The organism is Phenylobacterium sp. SCN 70-31, from assembly GCF_001724605.1.
Classification (GTDB): domain Bacteria; phylum Pseudomonadota; class Alphaproteobacteria; order Caulobacterales; family Caulobacteraceae; genus Phenylobacterium.
In genome coordinates this window covers 63,030-85,892 of the sequence record NZ_MEEX01000015.1, presented here as the reverse complement: position 1 = coordinate 85,892, position 22,863 = coordinate 63,030, and the positions used below count along the sequence as shown (strand labels likewise).

The following is a 22,863-nucleotide window of genomic DNA, read 5'->3' as shown; positions in this document are numbered from 1 at the left end:
CTTCGGGAGCATGAGGCCGATCCAAACACTGTTCGGCAAGGGCGATCGCACGCGGCGCTACCGGACGATCTCGTCGCTGACGATGGTCATGCCGAGGATCGGCGCGCCGCCGTCCAGAGTCGCGGCCTCGAAATCGGCGCGGGCCTCGGGGTCGTCATAGGCCATGCCGTCGTCCATCGCCGCCTGCCAGGTCGCCTCGTCGGGCCACTCGGCGGCGCCGACGTAGCGGCCGTCCTGGGTCCGGCCCAGCCGCGAGCCGTAGCTGCCGTACTTTCGGGTGATGGCCAGGGTGCCGCGGCGCCACGCGTCTTCGAACTGCGCCTCCTTGCCGGGTCTGGCGCGCCATTCGTACAGGACCAGGAACATTTGCTCTCCGCGGATCAAGTCTGCCAAGAAGGGCAAACGCGGAAGCCCGCGGGAGGCTCACGCAAGGGAAGTTGACGCCAGTGTCACTTTTGGGCATCGGAGTAATATGAGCGGCGCGAACGCACATGTGGTGATCGTCGGAGCCGGCCACGCCGGCGGGACGGCGGCGGCGCTCCTGCGCCAGTACGGCCATGAAGGGCCGATCACGATGGTCGGTGACGAGCCCATCCCGCCCTATCAGCGACCACCGCTGAGCAAGGCCTGGCTGAAGGGCGAGGCCGACGCCGAGTCGCTGGCCCTGAAGCCCACCGAGTTCTACGCCGAGGCGAACATCGACTTCCGCCCCGGCGTGACCGCGACCGCCCTCAACCGGGGCGAGAAGACCGTCGCGCTGTCGGACGGTTCGAGCGTCTCGTACGACGCGCTGATCCTGGCCACCGGCGCGCGGGCCATCGCGCTGCCCATCCCCGGCGCCGGGCTGTCGGGCATCCTGTTCCTGCGGACCGCCGCCGACGCCGAGGCGCTGAAGGCCGCCGTCGGGCCGGGCAAGAGGCTGGCCGTGGTGGGCGGCGGCTACATCGGCCTGGAGGTCGCCGCCTCGGGCCGGGCCCTGGGCGCCGAGGTGGTGGTGCTGGAGCGCGAGAGCCGTATCCTGGCCCGCGTGGCCTGCCAGGCCCTGTCCGACTTCTTCCAGGGCTATCACGAGACGCACGGCGTCAGGTTCGAGCTGGGTTGCAGCGTCGTGGGTTTCGAGGACTCAGATGGGAGCGGCCGTGTCACGGGCGTGAAGCTGGAGGACGGCCGGGTCCTGGACTGCGACGCCGTGGTCGTGGGCGTGGGCGCGACCCCCAACGACGAACTGGCCCGCGACGCCGGGCTGGACTGCGCCCGCGGCGTGGTGGTGGACCTGGACGCCCGCAGCGTCTCGGACCCGAACGTCTTCGCCATCGGGGACGTGGCCCACCGGCCCATGCCCATCTACGACCGCATGTTCCGCATGGAGAGCGTGCCCAACGCCCTGGAACAGGCCAAGCAGGCCGCCAGCGCCATCATGGGCCGCCCGCGCCCCTCGGGGGAATGCCCCTGGCAGTGGAGCGACCAGTACGACCTGAAGCTCCAGATCGCCGGCTACGCCTTCGATGTGGACGAGATCGTCATCCGCGGCGACCCGGCCAGCGGCAAGTTCGCGGTGTTCCACCTGAAGGGCGACCAGCTCCAGTCGGTCGAGGCGATCAACGCCCCGCCCGAGTTCATGATGGGCAAGCAGCTCATCCTCAACCGCAAGTCGATCGACAAGGCCAAGCTTGCCGATCCGTCCGTTTCCATGAAAGAGGTCGCCGCGCAGACCGCGGCTCATTAGGGGGCTCCATTGGCGAAGATCACTTACGTCGAGCACGACGGCACCGAGCACACCATCGACGTGAAGACGGGCCTGTCGGTCATGGAAGGCGCGGTGAAGAACAACATCCCGGGCATCGACGCCGACTGCGGCGGCGCCTGCGCCTGCGCCACCTGCCACGTCTATGTCGAGGGCGACTGGCTCGCGAAGACGGGGACCAAATCGGCCATGGAGGAGTCGATGCTCGACTTCGCCGAGGGCGTCGAGGAGAACAGCCGCCTCTCGTGCCAGATCAAGGTCACCGACGACCTCGACGGCCTGCGCGTCACCATGCCGGAGAGCCAGCACTGACGGCCGGCGCCGGGCCGGGCTTCCGTCCGGCCCTTCAGGCGTAGCCGACCCACCCCCGCCAGGTGAAGGCGGCGTAGAACATCGCCACGTCCCGGAAGCCGGCCGCCCGCAGGACGGCCTCGTCGGCGTCCGGATCCAGAAGGTCCAGGGCGGCGCGCACCGAGTCGCGCGCGCCGTACGCCTTGTCGGGCTCGACGCCCGAGGCGACCGCATAGGCCGCATAGCGCCCGAGCCAGACCTCCCGGGCCGCGGGGTCCTGCGGGAAGCTGCTGTGCGCGGCGACGAACGGCGCGCCGGTCCGCAACCGGCGGCGGATCTCGCCCGCCGTCCGCCGTCGTTCCTCCGGGTCGAGGAAGTGCAGCGTCAGCAGGCAGACGGCGGCGTCGTAAGGCCCCTCGGGCGCGTCCTCGATGTAGCCCTTCACCAGTTCGACCCGCTCGCTCAGCGGCCCCAGCGTGCGCTCGGCCAGCCGCAGCATCGGCCCGGCGGGGTCGACGCCGGTGAAGGTCCAGCCGGGATGGGAGTCGGCCAGGGCCTTCAGTTCCAGGCCGCCCCCGGCCCCCAGGACCAGGACCCTGGCGTCGGGCGGCGCACGTTCGGCCAGCAGCACGCCCGTCATGCGATGCAGCGCGTCCAGCCCCGGGACGAAGCGGCGCGGGCCGTCCGCGTAGGCGGCGACCGCCTCGGGGTCCTCGAAATTGGCCAGGAACGGCTTGTCGCCGGAGTCAGCGGTCATGGGTCACCTGGATGTCATGGGTCACCTGGTCCCTGGGACGGGCGGCGTAGCGGGCATGGAAGTCGGCGCTGAGCGCGGCCAGGGACACCTCGCCCAGGCGCGCCAGCAGGACGGCCTCGGCCTCGCGGAAGGCGGTGTCGAGCGCCGCGTTCACCGCCTGCTCCACCAGGCAGTCGGGCGCGTCGCTGCGGTGCCCCAGGGCCAGCAGGCGCGGCGAGCCCAGGGCGCCGTAGATGTCGCGCAGCGTGACCGAGGCGAGGTCGCGGGCGAGCCCCCAGCCTCCGCCGTGCCCCTTGGCCGAGGATACGAACCCCTGTTCGCGGAGGCCCGCCATCGTCCTGCGCACGACGGCCGGATTTGTCCCCATGGCGGCGGCCAGGGTCTCGGATGTGACCGGCCCGTCCTGCTCGGCCATGTGCAACAGCACGTGCAGGACGCCCGAAAGGCGGCTGTCCATTCTCATGTAACTTTTGATATTACGTGATGAGGCGAGAGGTCAAGGCCGACGCCTCGAAGCGGTCTGACAAGGGGCCTCAGGCCTGGACCGCGTGGTCCTTGAGGACGCCCAGGGGGACGATGGCCAGGGTCTCCTCGTGGGTGCTCTCCAGCACCACCTGCGGCGCGGCGCCGGCGTCCAGCGCCTCCTTCCAGCGAGGGGCGCACAGGCACCAGCGGTCGCCGGGATTGAGGCCTGGGAAGCCCAGGTCGGGGCGCGGCGTCGACAGGTCGTTGCCCACCGCCTTCGAGAAGGCCAGGAACTCGGCGGTCATCACGGCGCAGACCGTATGCATGCCCACGTCGTGCGGGCCGGTCTCGCAGCAGCCGTTGCGGAAGAACCCGGTCACGGGGTCGAGGGAGCAGGGGACGAGGTCCAGCCCCAGGACGTTCCGGGCTCCGGCGTCGTAGCGGATCGGGCGTGTGGCCATGCGCCCATCCTAAACGCTAAGACTCGGCCGCCGCCAATGCGCGACGGAGCCCGAACCCCGATGAATTCGCCCGCGTCCGCACCCCGTCGCCCCGCACGCGCGAGTCGCCCCGCGCGCGGGCGTCGTCCGGCGGGGGCGTGGGTGGCCGTAATGCTGGCGATCGCCCCCTCCCTGGCCCAGGCGCAGTCGGCCGAAGCGCCGCCACCCTCCGCCTCGCCCGCCGGCCCGGTGTTCATCCATGAGACCGGGAGATCGCCCGGCGGGCCGCCCACGGCGGAGGAAATCGCCTATGACGCCCGCCTGAAGTCGTCGGCCGCGGCGATCCGCGCCTTCCAGGGGCCGATGGAGGGCGCCTGGACGCTGTCGGCCGGCGGACACGAGCTGTATCTGCTGCAACTCGTGGACCGCGACGGCTGGATCGACGGGGCGTGGCGCGACCCGCGCCGGCCGGGCGCGCCGGAGGCGTCGGGACTCATCGTCGACGTGCCACGCGGCGCGGAACTGACCCTGCGCTTCGCCGACGACTCGATCGCCGTGCTGCATCCGTCCGGCGGCCATTGGACAGGCCGCCTCACCGAGGCCGGTCGTTCCCAGGCCGTGACCCTGTCGCGGCGCGCGCCCTGACGGCCGCCCCGTCGAGGTCGGTCGGACCCCGGGTCAGGACCCGGTCTCGCCGTCCGCGGCCCGCGCCCTGCGGGCCCGGAGCGCGGCGGTGACCTCCTGCTGGCGCGCCCGGTCGATGGCGTAGGGCAGGAAGATGAAGGCCCCCGCCAGGCTGAGCAGGGCCGGCAGCGGCCCCCAGCCGAAGACCAGCCCGGCCAGAACATCCTCGGGGATCGCGGCGTGGACCTCGCGCCCCATCTCCTTGGGAAAGCGCAGCAGGTCCAGGGCCAGGCCGCCCAGCAGCGTGCCGACGCCGGCCGCCGCCTTGCCGGCGAATCCCAGTCCCGAGAAGAACAGGCCCTCGCGCCGCGCGCCGAACAGGAACTCGTGCTCCTCGGCGGCGTCGGCCATCATCGCTGGGAAGGCGATGAAGATGATCCCCGATCCCAGCCCCACCACGAGGTTGGTGGGCATCAGCCAGGCCAGCGCCTCCTGTCCCGTGGGCGTGAAGAGGCCCGCGGCGCGAACGCCCGGCAGCAGGATGAAGGCGCAGACGACCAGGCCGAACCCCACGAACACCGCCGACTTCTTCTCGATGTATCGCAGCAGGAAGGGCGTGAGCGGCACACCGGCCAGGATGCCGAACAGATAGGTGTAGCTGAGGATCTGCATGACCTCGGGGCGCAGCTTCCAGACGAAGACGTAGGTGTGGTTCTGCAGCGCCGCGTGGATGCCGGCGGCGCTGGCGAAGACCAGCATCGAGCCGAACAGGATCAGGAACGACCGGTTGCGGAAGATCTCGGCGACCTCGCCCGGCAGCCGGCGGAACATGGACGACGGCCGGCCCGTGGGCTGGGGCAACGTCGCGGCATAGCGCCAGACGCCCGCGCAGCAGATCAGCGACCCCACCAGGACGACCGCGCCGATGGCCCAGCCGAAGGCGGGATAGCGGTCGGGGCGCTGGAGGCCGCCCTCGCCGGCGAAGAAGACCGAATAGGCCAGGGCGGTGACGGTCACGCTGGCCAGGATGCCCGCCAGCAGGCGGTACGAGACGATCCGCGACCGCTCCAGGTAGCCGTCCGCCATCTCGCCGCCCAGGGCGAAGTAGGGGATGTTGTACATGGAGGCGAAGGCCCGCACGGCCATTTTCGTCAGGGTCAGCCACACGAACAGCAGCACCACCGACATCCCGGCCGGCGGCGCGAACAGCAGGCCCATCGTCACCATCGTCAGCGGGCCGCCGATCAGCATCACCGGCAGGCGCCGGCCCAGCCGCGAACGCACCCCGTCCGACCAGGAACCGATCAGCGGGTCGAGCGCGGCGTCGAGGCACATGCTGATCGCCACGGCCGCGCCGACGAGGCTGCCCGAGAGGCCCAGAACCGCGGTGTAGTAGAAGAAGACGAAGGTGTTGACCGCGAGGTAGCTCGACTCCACCACCTGGCCGAAACAGTAGAAGAACTTCACCGACGCGGGGGGTTTCAGCTCCCCCTCGGCAGGTTGCATGGTCGGCGCGCCGGCGCCGCTGAACCCTTCTGCGACCGCCACCTGGTTCCTCCCGCCCGGTTCTCGTTTGGCAGGGACGCTACGCCGCTGATCGGCGGTGGCAACTCTGACGCCACGTCATTCCGCGCACCGCGTCATTCCGCGGGAGCGGTCTCGCGCCGGAGCGCGAGCGCAGCGGCCACTTCGGCGTGACGGCGCCGGGTGATGCCGTAGGCGGCCAGGGCGATCATGGAGCCGATGGTGAAGATCGCTGCGCCCGGCCCCCAGGCGAGAACGATCCGATCCAGAAGCGGTTCGGGCAGGACCACGCCCACCTGCCGGCCCACGTCCTTGGGGAAGCCGATGAGATCCAGCGCCATGCCCGAGACCAGCATGCCGGCGCCCTGCCCCGCCTTGAAGGCGAAGCCCAGGCCCGCGAAATACAGCCCCTCCCGCCGCCGGCCGAACACGTGCTCATGCTCGTCGGCGGCGTCGGCCATCATCGAAGGATAGGCGATGGCGCAGAAGCCCGCGCCTACGCCGGCCACGCCGATCAGCACCGCCAGCGGCAGGACCGCGTCGGCCCCGGTCGCCATAAACGCGCCGGCCAGGCGGGAGAACGCGATGGTCATCCAGGCCGCGACCACCAGCCCCATGCCGATCAGCACCGTCGTCCGCTTCTCGACCACGCGCGAGACCAGCGGGGTCAGCGGCACGCCGACCAGCAGGCCGCCCAGGAACGCGAAGACGACGACCTGGATCAGTTCGGGCCGCAGTTGCCAGACGAACACGTAGGCGTGGCTGTTGAACGAGGCGTTCACCCCCACGCCCACATAGGAGAGGACCGCCGAAGCGAAGAGCACGCGGAACGACCGGTTGCGGAAAATCTCCACGATCTCTGACGGCAGGCGGCGCAGCAGATGCTCGTCCACGGGCGGCACGCCGGGCAGGCGCGCGGCGTAGGGGGCGCTGCCCACCGCGCAGAGACCGGCGCCGAACAGCACGAGCGCGGCCACCGCCCAGCCGAAGGCGGGATAGCGTCCCGCCTGCTGCAACCCGCCCTCGCCCGCGAAGAAGACGGAATAGGCCAGGCCGTTCACCAGGAAGCCGGCCAGGATCAGGAACAGGGTCCGCCAGGCCACGATGCTGTTGCGCTCGTGGTAGTCGCCCGACATCTCGGCGCCCAGGGCGACATAGGGCACGTGGAACATCGAGAAGAAGGTCCGCACGGCCACGGCCCAGAAGGCCAGCCAGAGGAACACCACCGGTTCGGCCAGCTCCTGGTTCAGGAGCCCCTGGGGCGGCGCGAACAGCATGCCGACCGACAGCGCCAGCAGCGGGCCGCCGGCCAGCATCAGCGGGATGCGGCGCCCGAAGCGCGAGCGGATGTTGTCGGACCAGGAGCCGAAGAACGGGTCGACGATCGCGTCGGCGCAGAGGCCCAGGAACAGCGCCGCGCCCACCATGCCGCCCGAGAATCCGAGGGCCGCCGTGTAGTAGAAGAAGACGAACCCCATGGCGGTCGTGAACGCCGCCTCGCCCAGCGCGCCCAGTCCGTAGACGACCTTCACAGGCGCCGAAGGCCTCGCATCCGTCGCCGCCACGCGGTCCTCCCGAGCGGTTGTTTCGCGAACGGTCATCCTTTGCGGCCCGGCTGGCAACGGTGACGCCGCGTCAAAGCCGATCCGCCGCGAGGGGAGCCCAGCCTCAACCCGGATCGCGGAGGCCGATCAGGCGGCGAACACGGGCGGTCTCGCGCCGCGCCACGGGAATTTCGACGCCGGACTGAAGAACGACGGCGGTCGGGCCGCCCGTCCGGCGGGCCAGGCGAGCGATGCGGTCGCGCCGCACGAGGGCGCCCCGATGGACGCGCAGAAAGGCTTCCGGGTCCAGTTCGCCCTGCAACGCGCGTATAGGCTTGCGGATCAGGAAGCTCCGGCCGCGGGTATGGATGCGCACATAGTCGCGCTCGGCCTCGATCCAGTCGATCGTCTCCACGGGAATCCGCACCCGGTCGCCGCGGTCGGGCGCCCACAGCTCCTCCATCCACGCGCGCCTCGAACCGGGAGGCGGCGCGGCGGCCGCAGGCGGCGGGCGGGCCTCGGCGGCGCGCAGCGCGGCCTCCAGTTCGGCGATGCGCCGGCCCGCCGTGCGCGAGCCCAGCCGCTGGCGCGCCCGCTCCAGCGCCGCCTGCAGCCGCTCGAACTCGACCGGCTTCAGAAGGTAGTCCACCGCCGCCAGCTCGAAGGCCTCGGCGGCGAACCGGCTGTAGGCGGTGACGAAGATGAACGCCGGCGCCCTGGGCGACTCGACCGCCCGCGCCAGTTCCAGTCCCGAGACGCCCGGCATCCGGATGTCGAGCAGCACCACGTCGACGTCGCCGCGGGCGATCAGGGCCAGGGCCGCCTCGGCGTGGGCCGCCTCTCCCACCACGACGGCGCCGCCGACCGTCTCGACCGCCAGGCGAAGCCGCCGCAGCGCGGGCGGCTCGTCGTCGACGAGGGCCACACGCAACGGTCGGCCCGCGCTCGTGGCGTCCCGGAGTCCGCCCGCCGTCGTCATGCGCGCTCCAGCGGGATCTCGACCGCGGCCACGAAGCCGCGCGACGGCCGCGGGCCGCAGGTGAGGGAGCCGGCGCGCCCATAGATCAGCTCCAGGCGTCGCCGCACGTTCTCCAGGCCCAGGCCCAGCCGCGGCGGCGGCGGGTCCGCCACGCCGCCGCCGTCGTCGGCGACGGTCAGCCGGAGCCGGCCGCCCGCGGCCTCGGCGCGAATCTCGATCGTCACGGGCGCGCTGGAGCCGGCCACGCCGTACTTCACGGCGTTCTCGACCAGGGGCTGGAGGATCAGGCTGGGCGCCAGGGCGTCGGCCAGATCGGGCGGGATGGCCTCGATATAGTTCAGCCGGTCCTCGAACCGGGCCTGCTCGATGGAAAGGTACTGGCGCTGGGCCTGGATCTCGTCGGCCAGCGGCGTCTTGTCGGGAAGCTCGGTCTCCAGCGTGTGGCGCAGGAAGCCGGAGAGCGACAGCACCATCCGCTCGGCGCGCTCGTTCTCGCGCGCGAGGATCAGCGACGACAGGGCGTTCAGGGTGTTGAAGAGGAAGTGGGGGTTGATCTGGTAGCGCAGCATCCGGTTCTGCGCGTCCATGGCCAGCGCCTGGGCCTGGGCGAGGCGCAGGTCGCGATCCCTGAGATCCGCCTCGTAGCGGATCGCGAAATAGAGGGCGCACCAAGCCAGGAAGGTCCAGAAGAAGACCGTGGCCATATAGGTCACCCGCCAGATCTGGAACGGCTCGGCGCCCCACAGCGGGTGGATCACATAGAACGCGGCGTAGTTCAGCACCGCATAGGCGAACCCTCCGGCCATCGACAGGCCCACCGCCGCGGCGATCCGGCGCCACAGCGGCTGGTCGGCCAGGGCCGCCAGGATCCGCGAGACGCCCAGGCAGGCGACGAAGCCGAACAGGGCCATGCCCGCGCGACGCAGCGCCATCTGCCCGGCGTGAGGCATCGGCTCGGTCGCCATCTGGGCCGAGACGACCAGGAAGGTCAGCGTCCAGAGGACGATGTTGGCGATGAGGTATTTGATGGGCCGGCGCACGCGCAAGGCTCTCCCGTCCGTCGCCATTCTGTCGCAAACGCCGGCGGGGACCAGTCCGCTCGTCGTCCCGAACCCGCCGTTCGCTGCAAAGCCGGGCCGCCCGCCACCGGTTTCCGCCCGTTCGCCGGCGAAGGCGGCGAGGTCGTCCGGCCGGGATCGCGGGACGAACCGGATCGCCTTCGCACCGCGCCTGGACCCGCGGTCAGGCCCGCTTGCTGAAGCCCTCGGCCAGGACGCCGATCCGGCGATCCATCGCGGCGATCAGTTCGGCGACGCCGGCCCCCTGGGTGATGGCGAGCTGATAGGTCCAGGCATAGGCGGCCAGCAGCAGGCCGACCACTTCGTCCAGATCGACGTCGGGCCGGACATCCCCGGTGGTGACGCCCTTCTCGACCGTATCCCGCAGGATCGCGGTGAGACGCGGATTGCGCCCGTAGGGCCGCGCGGCAGGGCTGAGGGTCCAGTCGTAGGCCGCCGCGATATGGGCGAGGAACAGCCGCAGGTGCCGGTTCTCGAACTCGAAGTGGATCGCGAACAGCGTGCGCAGCCGATCGACGGTCGAGCCCCGCACATGCGGCATGACGCGGTTGATCTCGCCGTAGAGCGGATCGAGCCGGGCCTGCATCACCTCGGACAGGATCTCGCCCTTCGACGCGAAGGTGGTGAAGACGCTGCCGACCGCCACCCCCGCCCGACGGGCGATCTCGCGGATGGTGGCGCCGTCGTAGCCTTCGGCGTCGAACAGTTCGCGCGCCGCGGCGAGGACCCGGGCGCGCGTCGCTTCCTTCTGTGTCCGGCGGAGACCGACCGCTTCGGGCGTGTGTTCGACCTCGGCGCCCACAGCGGTGTCCGGTTCAGCCCCGACGGGCGCCGGCCAGCAGGATCCGGACCTGATCCCGCGCGCGCGTCTGCAACGCCTCCAGGCTCCAGCCTTCGAAGATCGCCTGCGGGAAGTTCGACAGGTAGGTGTCGAACAGCATCTGGGCCCGCAGCTTGACCTCGGCCTCCTGCGAAAGCTCGCCGCGTTCCACCGCGGCGTTCAGCAGTTCGCCGAAGACGTCCTGGAGCGCGAGCGAGGACGGCAGGCCGCGCAGGACCGGCCCGCCTTCCAGGTCCCAGGACACCGAAAAGGCCGCGCGGGCCAGTTGCAGGCGGCTCTTGTAGAAGGTGTAGCCGGCCATGAAGACCTTGAGCACGGCGTCCTCGACACCGCGGCCCCGGGCCGCCGCGTCGCGCATGGCGGCCAGAAGGGCCTCCATGTCGTCGGTCATGATCTCGCGGAACAGGTCCGACTTGTCGGTGAAGTTGGCGAACACCGCGCCGGTGGACATGCCGGCCGCGGCGGCGATGTCGCGGATGGTGGCGCCTTCGTAGCCCTGTTCACTGAACAGACGGCGGGCGGCGGCCAGGACCTTGAGGCGCGTCTGCTGCTTGGCCAGGGCGCGGCGGGTGGGGGCGCGCGCCGGAATGTCGACGGCGACCTGATTGGGGGAGATATGCTTCATGCCACTCTTGTTCTTCTGGGCGCGCGCCCGTCAGGGGGGAGCCGGCGCGCGACACAGGTGGGGGAGGAAGGGCCGATCTAGCGTCGGCTATGAACGCGTTCAACCAACTTGGTATTCGACTTCGCTTCGGGTTTAAAACCCAGGGTGGAAAACCGATCCGAGCGGCGCTTCGAGCGCCGCGGAATTCCTTATGGCACAAGGCCCGGGGCGTCACGTCAAATCTCGGCGTTCGGCCGGAATCCGCGCTCGATGAACATGATCATATCGACCGCAATCGAGTTTTCACCGGACAAGATCGTCGCGTGTTTCCACCGAGGCCAGACGCGCCTAAGTTCGATATCATGGACGTGTTCGACTACCTCATCTTCGCCGCGCTCGGAGCCGTCAGCCTCGTGCTGGCTCTGGGCATCTATTCGCTGTTCCGGGGCGGCGACTTCGGGCGATCGTGGTCCAACAAGCTGATGCGCCTGCGGGTGCTGACCCAGGCCGTGGCCGTGGCCGTCCTCGTGGCCGCGGTCTGGTGGCGCGGCCAGCACGGCTGATCGCGACGAATGGTCACGCTCAATCGCATCTACACCCGCACCGGCGACGCCGGCTCCACCCGCCTGGCCACGGGCCAGCCGGTCAGCAAGTCGGACCCGCGCGTCGAGGCCTACGGCGCCGTGGACGAAACCAACGCCTGCCTGGGGCTGGCGCGGCTGCACACGGCCGCCGACGCGGCGTTCGACGCCATGCTGGGCCGCATCCAGAACGAACTCTTCGACCTGGGCGCCGACCTCGCCACGCCGCCGGCGGCGGACGAGGCCGAAGGCGCGGCCCTGCGGATCCTCGGGTCCCAGGTGGCGCGGCTCGAAGCCGAGATCGACCAGCTCAACGACCAGCTTCCGGGGCTGACCTCGTTCATCCTGCCCGGCGGGACCGCGGCGGCGGCGGCGCTGCATCTCGCCCGCACCGTCTGCCGGCGGGCCGAACGCGAGGCCGTGCGCCTCGTCGAAGCCGGGGAACCGGTGAGCGGCCCGGCCATGCGGTATCTGAACCGGCTGTCGGACTTCCTGTTCGTCGCCGCGCGCTGGGCCAACGACCGCGGGGCCGCCGAGGTCTTCTGGCAGGCCGGCGCGACGCGCTAGTCTCATTCCCCCGAGAGTCTACTTCGCGGGCGGGTTCGCCGGCGCGGCGTCACCGCGTCCCAGCGCCTTCTTCGCCTCGGCCAGCGCCTTCTGGTCGGTGATGACGCGGCCCGTGATGTCCGAGATCAGGACCGGCGTCGCGCACACGCGCTCGGAGGGATCCCACCATTTCCTGGCCTCGGCGCACTTCTTGGCCGGCATCGCCCATCCCACCTGCCATACGCCCACGCCGACGGTCGCCAGGGCGAAAATGCCGATGAAGATCAGCTTTAGGCGTTCGATATTGGGGTTCATCCGAGCCTTCTACCCAGGGGGACGCGTCTCTGACTAGCGGCGCATCCTGCGGCATTTCGGAGGCGCGCGCGCTTGCAAACCTCCGAGGAACCGCTATTGCCCCTGCGGCTCATTCTTTCCGCAACAATTTGAGGCGCTAGCAACCCATGAAGGTGTTGGTCCCGGTGAAGCGGGTGATCGACTACAACGTCAAGGCCCGCGTGAAGGCCGACCAGACGGGTGTCGACCTCGCCAATGTGAAGATGTCGATGAATCCCTTCTGCGAGATCGCGGTCGAGGAGGCCGTGCGGCTGAAGGAAAAAGGCGCGGCCACCGAGGTCGTCGCCGTTTCGGTCGGTCCGACGCAGGCGCAGGAGACCCTGCGCACGGCCCTGGCCATGGGCGCGGACCGCGCCATTCTCATCCAGACCGACCAGGACCTCGAGCCGCTGGCCGTGGCCAAGGTGCTGAAGGCCGTGGTCGCCGAGGAAGCGCCCCAGGTGGTGCTGATGGGCAAGCAGGCCATCGACGGCGACAACAACGCCGTGGGCCAGATGCTGTCGGCCCTGCTCGACTGGCCTCAGGCGACCTTCGCCTCGGAAGTCGTGATCGAAGGCTCCAAGGCCAAGGTGACGCGCGAAGTCGACGGCGGCCTTCAGACCATCGAGGTCGACCTGCCGGCGGTGGTGACCGCCGACCTGCGCCTCAACGAGCCGCGCTACGCCTCGCTGCCCAACATCATGAAGGCCAAGAAGAAGCCGCTGGACGTGAAGGAGCTGGGCTCGCTCGGCGTCGACACCGCGCCGCGTCTGAAGGTGGTCAAGGTCACCGAGCCCGCCAAGCGCCAGGCCGGCATCAAGGTGGAGACCGCCGCCGACCTCGTCTCCAACCTCAAGACCGCGGGGGTCCTCTAATGGCCGTTCTCGTCATCGCGGACCACGACAACGCGACCCTGAAGGACAACACCCACAAGGTGGTGTCCGCGGCCCAGGCCATCGGCGGCGACGTCGACATCCTGGTCGCCGGCGCGAACACCGCCGCCATCGCGGCCGAAGCGGCCAAGATCGCGGGCGCGCGCAAGGTGCTGACCGCCGAGAGCGCCGAGCTGGGCCAGGGCCTGGCCGAAGCGGTGGCGGACCTGGTCGTCGGCCTGGCCGGCGGCTACGACGCCATCCTCACCCCGGCGACCTCGCAGGGTAAGAACTTCAGCCCCCGCATCGCGGCGAAGCTGGACGTGGCCCAGATCTCGGACGTGACCGAAGTGGTCTCGGCGGACACCTTCGTCCACCCGATCTACGCCGGCAACGCCATGGAGACGGTGCAGTCCACCGATTCCAAGAAGGTGCTGACGGTGCGCCCCACGGCCTTCAAGGCCGCGGCGGAAGGCGGCTCGGCGGCGATCGAGTCGGTGGCGGCCCCGGCCGCGCCGGCGAAGACCCACTTCGTGGACCAGAAAATCGTCAAGTCGGCCCGCCCGGACCTGGGCGCCGCCAAGATCGTGGTCTCGGGCGGTCGCGCCCTGGGTTCGGCCGAAGAGTTCCAGAAGGTCATCGAACCGCTCGCCGACAAGCTGGGCGCGGCCGTGGGCGCCTCGCGCGCGGCGGTCGACGCCGGCTACGCGCCGAACGACTATCAGGTCGGCCAGACGGGCAAGGTCGTGGCTCCCGAGCTCTATGTCGCCATCGGCATCTCGGGCGCCATCCAGCACCTGGCCGGCATGAAGGACTCCAAGGTGATCGTCGCGATCAACAAGGACGCCGACGCGCCGATCTTCCAGGTCGCCGACTTCGGTCTCGTCGCCGACTACAAGGGCGCCGTGCCGGAACTGATGAGCGCGCTGACGGCCGCCGGGAAGTAGACCCCGACGCCATCGCGGAACTTCGAGGGGCGGGCCGCCGAGGCCCGCCCCTTTCCGTATCAGGTCTCGCCCTTGGGCAGCAGGATCTGCTGGGCCGACGCCTTGGCCACGAGCACGCCGTCGGGACGATGGAAATCGGCCTCCACCGTGATGAGGCGACGGGTGGCCGCCAGCACGCGCCCCTCGATGCGGAGCGGGTGGTTGCGCGCGACCTTCACGAAACGAACCTGAAGGTCGGTGGTGCGGCACCAGCAGTCGTCCGGAACCACCGTCATGGCCGCGAAGGCCAGAACCTGGTCGGCCAGGGCGGCGATATAACCGCCGAACACCGAGTCGTCGGCCATCTTGAGGTCCTCGGCGTCGGGCCGCCATTCCTTGCGCACCCAGCCGGGACCCCAGTCGTCCAGCAGGCCCAGCCCGAGCCGCTGCACGATGCGCGGGGGGACGAAGCCTGGCGTCATGATCGCGTCCAGTCGTTCGGTGGCCCAGGTCAACTCGCGTTCCTCCATGTGGACCCGCAGAATCCGAGCTAAGCTCGGATTCTGGTACTCGCATTTCCGGGGAGAGCCGCGCCGATGCCGAACGCCCAGCGGAGACAGCCGCGTCAGGCGCGCGCGCTCGCCACCCGCGCCGCGATCTTCGAGGCCACGACTCAGATTCTGGAGACCGAGGGCGAGGCGGGCTTCAACACCAACCGCGTCGCCGAGCGCGCGGGCGTCAGCGTCGGCACGCTCTACCAGTACTTCGGCTCCAAGCAGGCGATCCTGGCCGCGATGGCGCGCGAGGAGAACGCACGCAACCGCGCGGCGCTGGCGGCCCACGTCCGGGCGGGCGGAGACTCGCCCGTCCGCCTCGCCATCCGCAACCAGATCCACGCGCTCGCCGGCCGCCCCGCCACCCGCCGGGCCGCCCTGAAGGCGATCATGGCCGAGGAAGGCGTCGAAGGGCTCGCACGCGAGACCCGCGCCGCCACGCGCCTGCTGCCGAGGATGGACCCGTTCGACGCCTTCGTCCTGGACCGGGCGGTGACCGGGGTGATCCGCGCCGCGGTGCTGGAACAGTCGCCGCACCTGACCGATCCCCGGCTGGAGGACGTCCTGGTCCGGCTGGTCGAGCGTTTCACGGCCGATTGAGGCCCTCGACCGACGGGATCGGCCCGAATTGCGCCGCCCCCGACCTTTTGCGCCGCAGCAAACTCCTTGCCGCAGCGCGCCATACGCGTGTTAGAAAGCCGCCACACAAATGTGCGGTTCACGCATCGAGGATTGAGGCCTGTGGTTGACATCAGAACGGTCGGCGTCATCGGCGCCGGCCAAATGGGTTCCGGCATCGCTCACGTGTGCGCCCTGGGGGGCTACGACGTACTGCTCCACGACGTGAGCCCGGACCGGATCGACCAGGGCATCGCCCAGATCGAGAAGAACATGGTGCGCCAGGTTTCGCGGGGCGTGATCGCGCAGGACGCGATGGAAGCCGCCGTGAAGCGGATCAAGGCCGCGCCCGAGCTCCAGTCCATCGGTGGAACCGACCTCGCCATCGAGGCCGCGACCGAAAACGAAGAGACGAAGAAGACCATCTTCAAGGCGCTGGGGCCGCACCTGAAGCCCGAGACGCTGCTGGCGTCGAACACGTCGTCGATCTCGATCACCCGGCTGGCCTCGTCGACCGACCGGCCCGGCAAGTTCATCGGCCTGCACTTCATGAACCCGGCGCCGGTCATGAAGCTGGTCGAGATCATCCGCGGCATCGCCACCGACGCCGACACCTACGACCTCGCGGTCGCCTTCGCCCAGTCGCTGGGCAAGACCACCTCGAACGCCGAGGACTTCCCGGCCTTCATCGTGAACCGCGTGCTGGTGCCGATGATCAACGAGGCGATCTACACGCTGTACGAGGGCGTGGGCACGGTCGACGCCATCGACACCGCGCTGCGCCTGGGCGCCAACCATCCGATGGGCCCGCTCGAACTGGGCGACTTCATCGGCCTCGACACCGTGCTGTCGATCATGAACGTGCTGTACGACGGCCTGGCCGACAGCAAGTACCGGCCCTGCCCCCTGCTGGTGAAGTACGTCGAGGCCGGCTGGCTGGGCCGCAAGAGCGGCCGCGGCTTCTACGACTACCGCGGCGAAAAGCCCGTTCCCACGCGGTGACGCCGTCGTCCCGCGCCGCGGGCCGGGAAGACTTTTTGCACCCGCCTGTCGGCGTCTGCCATGCTCGTTCGTTCCTGGGATCGAACGAGGAGGCCGGCGATGCTCTACGCGCTGCTCTGCTACAATGACGAGGCGGCAGTCTGGTCCTGGACGGCCGAGCAGGAAGCCGCGGTCATGGGGCGGCTGGGCGAGGTTCGGGAACGCCTCGAGCGCCAGGGCAAACTGGGGCCGTCCCTCAGACTCCTGCCGACCACCGCGGCCACGACCCTGCGCAAGAGCGACCCGCCGCTGGTGATCGACGGCCCCTTCGCCGAGACGAAGGAACAGCTCCTGGGCTTCTACATCCTGGACGTCGCCGACCTGGACGAGGCCCTGGCGGTCGCCAAGGACCTGGGCGAGGCCAACCCCGGCGGCGCGTACGAGATTCGCCCCCTGGCCCTCTACAACGGCGGGGCGGCGCTCGCAGCCGCGGCCGGCGCGTAGGACGGTGACGGACCCCGCCTGGATCAACGCGGCGATCACCGCCGCGCGGCCCCAGGCGGTCGGGGCCCTGCTGCGCTACTTCCGGGACCTGGACACCGCCGAGGAAGCCTTCCAGGACGCCTGCCTGCGGGCGCTGAAGGCCTGGCCCCAGAACGGGCCGCCCCGCGACCCCGCCGCCTGGCTGATCATGGTCGGCCGCAACGCGGCGCTGGACGGCGTGCGCAAGCGCGCGCGCCTGACCGAGCTGCCCCCCGAAGAGATGTTGTCCGACCTGGGCGACGCGGAGGCCGGCGCCGCCGACCGCGTGGACCAGGCCGACTACCGCGACGATGTCCTGCGCCTGCTGTTCATCTGCTGCCACCCCGACCTGCCGGCGACCCAGCAGATCGCGCTGGCGCTCCGGATCGTCTCTGGGCTTTCGGTCCGGCAGATCGCCCGCGCCTTCCTGGTCGGCGAGGCGGCGATGGAACAGCGCATCACGCGCGCCAAGCGGATCGTGGGCGCCGGGGACGCCGCCTTCGAGACCCCGGGGCCAGCCGAGCGCGCCGAGCGCGTCGCCGCCGTCCTGGCCATGCTCTATCTCGTCTTCAACGAGGGTTATTCGGCGGCGGGCGATCCCGCGCGGACGGGCCTCAGCGGAGAGGCGATCCGGCTGGCCCGCCTGCTGCTGCGTCTCTATCCGGCCGAACCCGAGGTCATGGGCCTGCTGGCCCTGATGCTGGTGCAGCACGCCCGCACGCCGGCCCGCTTCGACGCCGAGGGCGAGATCGTGCTGCTCGAAGACCAGGACCGCCGCCTGTGGGACCGCCGCATGATCGCCGAGGGACTGGCCCTGATCGACAAGGCCATGCGCCACCGGCGGCCGGGCGCCTACCAGGTCCAGGCCGCGATCGCCGCGCTCCACGCCCGCGCGGCCACGCCGGCCGACACCGACTGGGCCCAGATCGACGCCCTCTACGCCGGCCTGGAACGGCTGACGCCGTCGCCGATCGTCACGTTGAACCGCGCGGTGGCCGTCTCGAAGGTGCGGGGGCCGGAGGCCGCGCTGGAGATGATCCGGCCGCTGGGCGAGCGGCTCGCGGGCTACTTCCATTTCCACGGCCTGACCGGCGCCCTGAACCTGGAGCTGGGCCGCGCCACCGAAGCGCGCGCCGCCTTCGACCGGGCCATCGCCCTGGCGGGAAGCGCCGCGGAGGCCGCCCATATCCGCCAGCACCTGGACCGGCTGGCCGCCGACCATGCGCCCCCGGATCGCGCCGCCCCGGACCGACCGCCGCCGGCGGCGGGAAAATCTGCGCCGGGCGCAGACTAGGCTGTCGGGAGGAACCGCCCACGTGCGTCCTCCGGTCAGGAACACCCCCAAGCCACGGATGAGGAAACGATGTCGGAAGCGCTGGCGGCGGAGATGCCCAAGGTCGAGACGAAAGGCGGCGTGACCCCCTATCTCTCGCTGGACGGGGCCCTGAAGGCGGCCGAGTTCTACGTGAAGGCCTTCGGCGCCGAGATCGCCGCCGCCTATCCCCCGGACGAGAAGGGGCGGACCATGCATGTCCACCTCTACGTCAACGGCGCCTCGGTGATGCTGTCGGACTTCTTCGAGGAGTACGGGCACGGCTTCGAACGGCCCCAGGCCTTCAACCTCACCCTCCAGGTCGACGACATCGATGCGTGGTGGACGCGCGCGATCGCGGCGGGCTGCACCGAGGTGACGCCGCCGCAGAAGATGTTCTGGGGCGACACCTACGGCCAGTGCGCCGATCCGTTCGGGGTGTCCTGGTCGATGAACCAGGCGGCGACATAGCGCGGCGTTCCCCGCCGAGGTCATTCGGGAGATCTACGGCGAGGCGACCCACCGGCTTGGCCGCCTGGGGCGACCCCCGGCTGTAGGGTCCGACGCTCGCGCGGCTCTTTCCGATTCGGCGTTAACCAAACCCGAACCGGGGGCATGGTTAATGAATTCGACCTTCCGGGTGTCCGCGTCGGATACTCGCGGGTGATTCGGATGCAGGACCCATGCGGCGGCTGACCCTCGCGCTCCTCTGTGCGACCTATCTCTGTCTCTCGCTGATCGTGGCGCTCACCCTTTGGCGGAACGGCCTGGGCTGGGGCGTCGCGGTGTCGGCGATGATGGCGGCGCTGGGCCTGTGCCTGGCGTCCCACGGCATGATCATGCGCTTCCTCGAGATGCGCGAGATCCGCGGCGAGGTCGAGGCCGTGCGCGAGGCCCACCGCATCCTGCTGGATCAGGTGACGGCCATCGACGGCCGGGTGACCGACGTGGCCCGCGTGGTCGAGGCCGACATGGGCCGCGCCGAGGCGCTGACCGACGAGGTCCACATGCTGGAGGAACTGGTCCAGGACATGGGCCGGCGCTTCGACGAGCAGCAGGCGCCCTATCCCCTGCACAACGGCGTCCTGCGCAACGGCCAGTCGGCGGCGGCGTCCCAGCTCCATCAGCCCCAGGGCCTGATGGAGATCGTCCGCGAGGCCCTGATCGAGAATCGCGTCGATCTCTACCTGCAACCCGTCATGGCGCTGCCGCAGCGCCGGACCGTCTTCTACGAGAGCTATTCGCGCCTGCGCGACGCCAGCGGCCGGGTGCTGATGCCGGCGGAGTATCTGGCGGTGGCCGAGCCCGGCCGGCTGGTGACGGCCATCGACAATCTGCTGCTGTTCCGTTGCGTGCAGATCGTGCGCCGCCTCGCGCGGCAGGATCGCCGCGTCGGCATCTTCTGCAACATCTCGATGGCCAGCCTGGGCGACGAAGCCTTCTTCCCGCAGTTCCTCGACCTGCTGCGCGCCAACCGCGACCTGTCGCCGGCGCTGGTGTTCGAGGTCGGCCAGGCCGCCTTCGACAGCCGCAACGCGGTGCAGGCCCGCAACATGGCCAAGCTGGCCGACCTGGGCTTCCGCTTCAGCCTCGACAAGGTGCAGACCCTCGACCTCGACCTCCAGGAGCTTCAGCGCGCCGACGTGAAGTTCGTGAAGATCTCGGCCCAGACGCTGCTGGACGAACTGGCCGACATCGACGGCCGGCTGGTCCTGCGTTCGATGCCCGACCTGGCTGCCGAGGACTTCGCCCTGCTGGCCCGGCGCTACGGCGTGGACCTCGTGGCCGAGAAGGTGGAGAACGAGCGGCAGGTGGTCGACATCCTCGACCTCGACATACAGTTCGGCCAGGGGCACCTGTTCGGCGAACCCCGCGCGATCAAGAGCGACGTGCTGTCCGAGGCCGGCGCCCCGGCCCCCGCCCGCCAGCAGGCCCGCGCCGCCTGACGGCTCGCCCGCGTCGCACCATCGTTGACGCTGGCGGCGCGGCTCTGTACCCGCCGCGCCATGACCGCCTCTTCGCCGACACCGATCGCCGGGCTTTCGTCCGTCGCGAGTCTCTACGACGTGCTGCTGTGCGACGTGTGGGGCGTGATCCACAACGGACGCGAGAGCTTCCCCGACGCCTGCGCGGCCCTCGCGAGGTTCCGCGCCGAGGTGGGGCCGGTGATCCTGATCTCGAACGCGCCCCGGCCGCATCCGCCGATCGTGGAGCAGCTCGACAGCCTCGCCGTACCCCGTACGGCCTGGACGCAGCTCATCACCTCGGGCGACGCCACCCGCGCCCTGCTGTCCGAGCGGGCGCCCGGCCCGGTCTGGGACGTCGGCCCCGAGCGGGACCGCGTGCTCTACGAGGGCCTGGACCTGGGTTTCGCCGGCCCGGAAGACGCGGCCTTCATCTCGGTGACTGGCCCCTACGACGACGAGGTCGAGGAGCCGGCCGACTACCGCGACCGCTTCGCAGGATGCGTGGAGCGCGGCCTGGAGCTGATCTGCGCCAATCCCGACATCGTGGTCCAGCGCGGGTCCAAGCTGATCTACTGCGGCGGCGCCCTGGCCCAGCTCTACGAAAGCCTCGGCGGCCGCGTGCTGATGGCCGGCAAACCCTACGCCCCCATCTATGCGCTCGCGCTGGAGGCGGCGGCGGCCGAGCTGGGCCGCCCGGTCGATCCGGCGCGCGTCCTGTGCGTGGGCGACGGCCTGCCCACCGACATCCGCGGCGCGAACGCCCGCGGCCTGGACGTTCTTTTCGTCGCCAACGGCATCCACGGGGGCGAGACCGTCGGCCCGGACGGAACCCTGAACGCACGCGCGGTCGCCGACCTCCTGCGGCAAGACGCCCTCAACGCGAACTGGACCATCGCCGACCTCGTCTGGTAGGCGCGAAGCCGTGGGTCGGCGCGTAACGTCTGTTCGGCCCGCCGCAACGGCGCACGCGGGGGCGTGCGCCCTCGGGGGCCCCCGTCAAAGAGGGCTGAAACGCACACGACGGAGGGGAGCTGTCCGTGCAGGGAATCTTTTTCGAGGATCTGACTGTGGGTCGGAGCGCAGAGATGCATCGCGTGGTGGGCGCCGCCGACATCGAGGCGTTCGCCGAGGTCTCGGGCGACAGCAATCCCGTCCACCTGGACGAGGACTACGCCAGGGCCACGCCGTTCGGCGAGCGGATCGCCCACGGCATGCTGTCGGGCGCCTACATCTCGGCCGTGCTGGGCATGAAGCTGCCGGGGCCGGGCGCGATCTACCTGTCGCAGTCGCTGCGCTTCCGACGTCCGGTGAAGATCGGCGATCTGGTGGTGACGCGCGCCACCGTGACGGACCTGGACGCGGCCAAGGGCCGGGTGACACTGGAGACGGTCTGCCAGGTTGACGGCAAGACCGTGGTCGATGGCGAGGCCGTGGTGATTGCGCCCCGCCGCGCGGCGTGACAATCGGGGGCGCATGAAGCGCATCCGGGTCATCCGCGGCTGGAAGGACCTGCCCCCCGGCGACCGCGGCGCAGCGGTGGCCATGGGCAGTTTCGACGGCGTCCATCGCGGCCATCAGCAGGTGATCGAACTGGCGCACCGGGCGGCCCGCGACCTCGGCGCGCCGCTGGGCGTCATCACCTTCGATCCGCACCCCCGCGTCTATTTCCGTCCCGACGAGCCGGCCTTCCGCCTGATGAAGACCGACCAGCAGGCCCGCGCGCTGGAGACGCTGAACGTCGACATCCTGTACGTCCTGCCGCTGGACGCCGAACTGGCCGGAATGAGCGACCGCGCGTTCGCCACCCGGGTGCTGCACGAGGGCCTGGGCGCCCGCCACGTGGCCGTGGGTTTCGACAACAGCTTCGGAAAGGGCCGCACGGGCACGCCCGACACCATGCGGCAGTACGGAGACGAGCTGGGCTTCGGCGTCTCGGTGGCCGATCCGGTCGGGGCCAACGGCGGCGGGCGCGGCGAGAAATTCTCGTCCACCCAGGTCCGCGAGGCGCTGCGCGACGGCCGCCCCGAGGTCGCGGCCGAGATCCTGGGCCGGCCGTTCGCCATCGAGGGCCCGGTCCAGCGCGGCCGGCAACTGGGCCGTCAGCTCGGCTTTCCCACCGCCAATGTCGACCTGGGCGACTATGTGAGCCCCCGGTTCGGCGTCTACGCCACCCGCACCCGGCTGTCGGACGGCCGCCAGTTCGACGGGGTGGCCAACATCGGCGTGAATCCCACCGTCCACGGCGTCACCCGGCCGCTGCTGGAGGTCTGGCTGTTCGACTTCGACGAGGACATCTACGACCGCATCATCGAGACCGACCTCATCGCCTTCCTGCGCCCCGAGGAGAAGTTCCCGGACCTGGAGACCATGACCGCGCAGGTGATGAAGGACGCGGAACGGGCGAAGGCCGTGCTCCGGGCATGACCGCCTGGCTCTACCTCGCCGCGGCGATCGCGCTGGAGGTGGCGGCCACCTTCTTTCTGAAGCTGTCGAACGGGTTCGAGAAGGTCCACTGGGGCGTGGCGTCGATCGCGCTCTACTCCGCCTGCTTCTGGGTGCTGGCGCCGGCGCTGAAGACGATCCCCGTGGGCGTGGCCTACGCCATCTGGGCCGGGGTGGGCATCGCCGCCGCCGGCGCCATCGGCGCGTTCGCGTTCGGCGAGAAGCTGGGCCCGCTCCAGCTCGCCTTCGTCGCCATGATCATGGCGGGCGCGGTCGGCCTGCGGCTGACCACCGCCTCGGAGTGAGGCTTCGCGCCC

At 70.5% G+C, this 22,863-nt stretch carries 29 protein-coding genes; 17 read left to right on the top strand and 12 right to left on the bottom strand.

Translation table 11 applies throughout. The features are described from left to right. Window positions 1-57 precede the first annotated feature (57 nt). The gene (locus ABS78_RS13080; RefSeq protein WP_293379712.1) at window positions 58-366 is read right to left on the bottom strand and encodes an antibiotic biosynthesis monooxygenase; all 309 of its coding nucleotides are present in this window, start codon (window positions 364-366) and stop codon (window positions 58-60) included. Window positions 367-472: 106 nt separating this feature from the next. On the opposite strand from ABS78_RS13080, the gene ABS78_RS13075 reads away from it, so the two are divergent. After that, the gene (locus tag ABS78_RS13075) at window positions 473-1,726 is read left to right on the top strand and encodes an FAD-dependent oxidoreductase (RefSeq protein ID WP_293379709.1); all 1,254 of its coding nucleotides are present in this window, start codon (window positions 473-475) and stop codon (window positions 1,724-1,726) included. A gap of 9 nt (window positions 1,727-1,735) precedes the next feature. Continuing rightward, window positions 1,736-2,056, top strand: a complete 321-nt coding sequence (locus ABS78_RS13070; protein WP_293379706.1) for a 2Fe-2S iron-sulfur cluster-binding protein — start codon at window positions 1,736-1,738, stop codon at window positions 2,054-2,056. Between the two features lie 34 nt (window positions 2,057-2,090). Here the strand turns inward: ABS78_RS13070 and ABS78_RS13065 are convergent, their stop codons facing one another. The 3 genes from ABS78_RS13065 to ABS78_RS13055 form a co-directional block, all read right to left on the bottom strand. Then, window positions 2,091-2,792: a class I SAM-dependent methyltransferase gene (locus tag ABS78_RS13065; protein WP_293379703.1), complete on the bottom strand. Its 702-nt coding sequence runs from the start codon at window positions 2,790-2,792 to the stop codon at window positions 2,091-2,093. Then, complete coding sequence (locus tag ABS78_RS13060) at window positions 2,782-3,249, bottom strand: Rrf2 family transcriptional regulator (protein WP_363083210.1); 468 nt, start codon at window positions 3,247-3,249, stop codon at window positions 2,782-2,784. The genes ABS78_RS13065 and ABS78_RS13060 overlap by 11 nt, the downstream gene beginning before the upstream one ends. A gap of 76 nt (window positions 3,250-3,325) precedes the next feature. Continuing rightward, the gene (locus ABS78_RS13055; RefSeq protein ID WP_293379698.1) at window positions 3,326-3,718 is read right to left on the bottom strand and encodes a DUF2237 domain-containing protein; all 393 of its coding nucleotides are present in this window, start codon (window positions 3,716-3,718) and stop codon (window positions 3,326-3,328) included. Window positions 3,719-3,868: 150 nt separating this feature from the next. Between ABS78_RS13055 and ABS78_RS13050 the strand changes: the two genes are divergently transcribed. Further along, window positions 3,869-4,342 (top strand): hypothetical protein, encoded by a 474-nt coding sequence (locus tag ABS78_RS13050; RefSeq protein ID WP_293379695.1) that lies wholly within the window; start codon window positions 3,869-3,871, stop codon window positions 4,340-4,342. Window positions 4,343-4,375: 33 nt separating this feature from the next. On the opposite strand, the gene ABS78_RS13045 is transcribed toward ABS78_RS13050, so the two are convergent. The 6 genes from ABS78_RS13045 to ABS78_RS13020 all read right to left on the bottom strand — a co-directional run bounded on the left by ABS78_RS13045 (window position 4,376) and on the right by ABS78_RS13020 (window position 10,913). Continuing rightward, window positions 4,376-5,869, bottom strand: coding sequence for an MFS transporter (locus ABS78_RS13045; RefSeq protein WP_293379694.1), 1,494 nt, complete (start codon window positions 5,867-5,869; stop codon window positions 4,376-4,378). A 92-nt stretch (window positions 5,870-5,961) separates the two neighbouring features. Further along, window positions 5,962-7,410, bottom strand: a complete 1,449-nt coding sequence (locus ABS78_RS13040) for an MFS transporter (RefSeq protein WP_293379691.1) — start codon at window positions 7,408-7,410, stop codon at window positions 5,962-5,964. A 103-nt stretch (window positions 7,411-7,513) separates the two neighbouring features. Next, window positions 7,514-8,368, bottom strand: a complete 855-nt coding sequence (locus tag ABS78_RS13035; RefSeq protein ID WP_293379688.1) for a LytTR family DNA-binding domain-containing protein — start codon at window positions 8,366-8,368, stop codon at window positions 7,514-7,516. Then, window positions 8,365-9,408 carry a histidine kinase gene (locus ABS78_RS13030; RefSeq protein ID WP_293379685.1) on the bottom strand — a complete coding sequence of 348 codons (1,044 nt, stop codon included), beginning with the start codon at window positions 9,406-9,408 and terminating at the stop codon, window positions 8,365-8,367. Before ABS78_RS13030 ends, ABS78_RS13035 begins: the two co-directional genes overlap by 4 nt. A 202-nt stretch (window positions 9,409-9,610) precedes the next feature. Continuing rightward, window positions 9,611-10,249 carry a TetR/AcrR family transcriptional regulator gene (locus ABS78_RS13025; RefSeq protein WP_293379682.1) on the bottom strand — a complete coding sequence of 213 codons (639 nt, stop codon included), beginning with the start codon at window positions 10,247-10,249 and terminating at the stop codon, window positions 9,611-9,613. A gap of 13 nt (window positions 10,250-10,262) precedes the next feature. Beyond that, window positions 10,263-10,913: a TetR/AcrR family transcriptional regulator gene (locus ABS78_RS13020; RefSeq protein ID WP_293379679.1), complete on the bottom strand. Its 651-nt coding sequence runs from the start codon at window positions 10,911-10,913 to the stop codon at window positions 10,263-10,265. 338 nt (window positions 10,914-11,251) lie between these two features. On the opposite strand from ABS78_RS13020, the gene ABS78_RS13015 reads away from it, so the two are divergent. Next, complete coding sequence (locus ABS78_RS13015) at window positions 11,252-11,455, top strand: twin transmembrane helix small protein (RefSeq protein ID WP_293379739.1); 204 nt, start codon at window positions 11,252-11,254, stop codon at window positions 11,453-11,455. Between the two features lie 9 nt (window positions 11,456-11,464). Then, window positions 11,465-12,040, top strand: coding sequence for a cob(I)yrinic acid a,c-diamide adenosyltransferase (locus tag ABS78_RS13010; RefSeq protein ID WP_293379676.1), 576 nt, complete (start codon window positions 11,465-11,467; stop codon window positions 12,038-12,040). Between the two features lie 18 nt (window positions 12,041-12,058). On the opposite strand, the gene ABS78_RS13005 is transcribed toward ABS78_RS13010, so the two are convergent. Next, a complete protein-coding gene (locus ABS78_RS13005; protein ID WP_293379673.1) occupies window positions 12,059-12,334 on the bottom strand; it encodes a hypothetical protein in 276 nt (91 codons plus the stop codon). A 146-nt stretch (window positions 12,335-12,480) separates the two neighbouring features. Here ABS78_RS13005 and ABS78_RS13000 point away from each other — a divergent pair, with 146 nt between their 5' ends. Both ABS78_RS13000 and ABS78_RS12995 read left to right on the top strand, forming a co-directional pair. After that, window positions 12,481-13,227, top strand: a complete 747-nt coding sequence (locus ABS78_RS13000) for an electron transfer flavoprotein subunit beta/FixA family protein (protein ID WP_293379670.1) — start codon at window positions 12,481-12,483, stop codon at window positions 13,225-13,227. Next, on the top strand, window positions 13,227-14,171 hold the full coding sequence (locus ABS78_RS12995; protein ID WP_293379667.1) for an electron transfer flavoprotein subunit alpha/FixB family protein: 945 nt from the start codon (window positions 13,227-13,229) through the stop codon (window positions 14,169-14,171). The genes ABS78_RS13000 and ABS78_RS12995 overlap by 1 nt, the downstream gene beginning before the upstream one ends. A gap of 59 nt (window positions 14,172-14,230) precedes the next feature. Here the strand turns inward: ABS78_RS12995 and ABS78_RS12990 are convergent, their stop codons facing one another. Then, a complete protein-coding gene (locus ABS78_RS12990; RefSeq protein WP_293379664.1) occupies window positions 14,231-14,665 on the bottom strand; it encodes a PaaI family thioesterase in 435 nt (144 codons plus the stop codon). An 81-nt stretch (window positions 14,666-14,746) separates the two neighbouring features. Between ABS78_RS12990 and ABS78_RS12985 the strand changes: the two genes are divergently transcribed. The 10 genes from ABS78_RS12985 to ABS78_RS12940 all read left to right on the top strand — a co-directional run bounded on the left by ABS78_RS12985 (window position 14,747) and on the right by ABS78_RS12940 (window position 22,851). Further along, window positions 14,747-15,304 carry a TetR/AcrR family transcriptional regulator gene (locus ABS78_RS12985; protein ID WP_293379661.1) on the top strand — a complete coding sequence of 186 codons (558 nt, stop codon included), beginning with the start codon at window positions 14,747-14,749 and terminating at the stop codon, window positions 15,302-15,304. Window positions 15,305-15,445: 141 nt separating this feature from the next. Continuing rightward, the gene (locus ABS78_RS12980; protein ID WP_293379658.1) at window positions 15,446-16,324 is read left to right on the top strand and encodes a 3-hydroxybutyryl-CoA dehydrogenase; all 879 of its coding nucleotides are present in this window, start codon (window positions 15,446-15,448) and stop codon (window positions 16,322-16,324) included. A gap of 99 nt (window positions 16,325-16,423) precedes the next feature. Next, window positions 16,424-16,807 carry a YciI family protein gene (locus ABS78_RS12975; protein WP_293379655.1) on the top strand — a complete coding sequence of 128 codons (384 nt, stop codon included), beginning with the start codon at window positions 16,424-16,426 and terminating at the stop codon, window positions 16,805-16,807. A gap of 4 nt (window positions 16,808-16,811) precedes the next feature. Beyond that, window positions 16,812-18,119, top strand: coding sequence for an RNA polymerase sigma factor (locus ABS78_RS12970; RefSeq protein ID WP_293379652.1), 1,308 nt, complete (start codon window positions 16,812-16,814; stop codon window positions 18,117-18,119). Between the two features lie 69 nt (window positions 18,120-18,188). Beyond that, on the top strand, window positions 18,189-18,608 hold the full coding sequence (locus ABS78_RS12965; protein ID WP_293379649.1) for a glyoxalase/bleomycin resistance/extradiol dioxygenase family protein: 420 nt from the start codon (window positions 18,189-18,191) through the stop codon (window positions 18,606-18,608). 212 nt (window positions 18,609-18,820) lie between these two features. After that, window positions 18,821-20,083, top strand: a complete 1,263-nt coding sequence (locus ABS78_RS12960) for an EAL domain-containing protein (RefSeq protein WP_293379646.1) — start codon at window positions 18,821-18,823, stop codon at window positions 20,081-20,083. A 60-nt stretch (window positions 20,084-20,143) separates the two neighbouring features. Then, window positions 20,144-21,016, top strand: a complete 873-nt coding sequence (locus ABS78_RS12955; protein ID WP_293379643.1) for a TIGR01459 family HAD-type hydrolase — start codon at window positions 20,144-20,146, stop codon at window positions 21,014-21,016. Between the two features lie 125 nt (window positions 21,017-21,141). Next, complete coding sequence (locus tag ABS78_RS12950) at window positions 21,142-21,564, top strand: MaoC family dehydratase (RefSeq protein WP_293379640.1); 423 nt, start codon at window positions 21,142-21,144, stop codon at window positions 21,562-21,564. Window positions 21,565-21,577: 13 nt separating this feature from the next. Then, a complete protein-coding gene (locus ABS78_RS12945; protein WP_293379637.1) occupies window positions 21,578-22,528 on the top strand; it encodes a bifunctional riboflavin kinase/FAD synthetase in 951 nt (316 codons plus the stop codon). Then, window positions 22,525-22,851, top strand: a complete 327-nt coding sequence (locus ABS78_RS12940; RefSeq protein ID WP_293379633.1) for an SMR family transporter — start codon at window positions 22,525-22,527, stop codon at window positions 22,849-22,851. Before ABS78_RS12945 ends, ABS78_RS12940 begins: the two co-directional genes overlap by 4 nt. The last annotated feature ends 12 nt before the right edge of the window (window positions 22,852-22,863 follow it).

Excerpts from the sequence above, each read along its gene's own strand:
- ABS78_RS13080 (WP_293379712.1), bottom strand. The coding sequence starts at position 366 with ATGTTCCTGGTCCTGTACGAATGGCGCGCCAGACCCGGCAAGGAGGCG.
- ABS78_RS13075 (WP_293379709.1), top strand. The coding sequence starts at position 473 with ATGAGCGGCGCGAACGCACATGTGGTGATCGTCGGAGCCGGCCACGCC.
- ABS78_RS13065 (WP_293379703.1), bottom strand. The coding sequence starts at position 2,792 with ATGACCGCTGACTCCGGCGACAAGCCGTTCCTGGCCAATTTCGAGGAC.
- ABS78_RS13060 (WP_363083210.1), bottom strand. The coding sequence starts at position 3,249 with ATGGACAGCCGCCTTTCGGGCGTCCTGCACGTGCTGTTGCACATGGCC.
- ABS78_RS13055 (WP_293379698.1), bottom strand. The coding sequence starts at position 3,718 with ATGGCCACACGCCCGATCCGCTACGACGCCGGAGCCCGGAACGTCCTG.
- ABS78_RS13050 (WP_293379695.1), top strand. The coding sequence starts at position 3,869 with ATGCTGGCGATCGCCCCCTCCCTGGCCCAGGCGCAGTCGGCCGAAGCG.
- ABS78_RS13035 (WP_293379688.1), bottom strand. The coding sequence starts at position 8,368 with ATGACGACGGCGGGCGGACTCCGGGACGCCACGAGCGCGGGCCGACCG.
- ABS78_RS13020 (WP_293379679.1), bottom strand. The coding sequence starts at position 10,913 with ATGAAGCATATCTCCCCCAATCAGGTCGCCGTCGACATTCCGGCGCGC.
- ABS78_RS13010 (WP_293379676.1), top strand. The coding sequence starts at position 11,465 with ATGGTCACGCTCAATCGCATCTACACCCGCACCGGCGACGCCGGCTCC.
- ABS78_RS13005 (WP_293379673.1), bottom strand. The coding sequence starts at position 12,334 with ATGAACCCCAATATCGAACGCCTAAAGCTGATCTTCATCGGCATTTTC.
- ABS78_RS13000 (WP_293379670.1), top strand. The coding sequence starts at position 12,481 with ATGAAGGTGTTGGTCCCGGTGAAGCGGGTGATCGACTACAACGTCAAG.
- ABS78_RS12995 (WP_293379667.1), top strand. The coding sequence starts at position 13,227 with ATGGCCGTTCTCGTCATCGCGGACCACGACAACGCGACCCTGAAGGAC.
- ABS78_RS12985 (WP_293379661.1), top strand. The coding sequence starts at position 14,747 with ATGCCGAACGCCCAGCGGAGACAGCCGCGTCAGGCGCGCGCGCTCGCC.
- ABS78_RS12975 (WP_293379655.1), top strand. The coding sequence starts at position 16,424 with ATGCTCTACGCGCTGCTCTGCTACAATGACGAGGCGGCAGTCTGGTCC.
- ABS78_RS12965 (WP_293379649.1), top strand. The coding sequence starts at position 18,189 with ATGTCGGAAGCGCTGGCGGCGGAGATGCCCAAGGTCGAGACGAAAGGC.
- ABS78_RS12960 (WP_293379646.1), top strand. The coding sequence starts at position 18,821 with ATGCGGCGGCTGACCCTCGCGCTCCTCTGTGCGACCTATCTCTGTCTC.
- ABS78_RS12955 (WP_293379643.1), top strand. The coding sequence starts at position 20,144 with ATGACCGCCTCTTCGCCGACACCGATCGCCGGGCTTTCGTCCGTCGCG.
- ABS78_RS12945 (WP_293379637.1), top strand. The coding sequence starts at position 21,578 with ATGAAGCGCATCCGGGTCATCCGCGGCTGGAAGGACCTGCCCCCCGGC.
- ABS78_RS12940 (WP_293379633.1), top strand. The coding sequence starts at position 22,525 with ATGACCGCCTGGCTCTACCTCGCCGCGGCGATCGCGCTGGAGGTGGCG.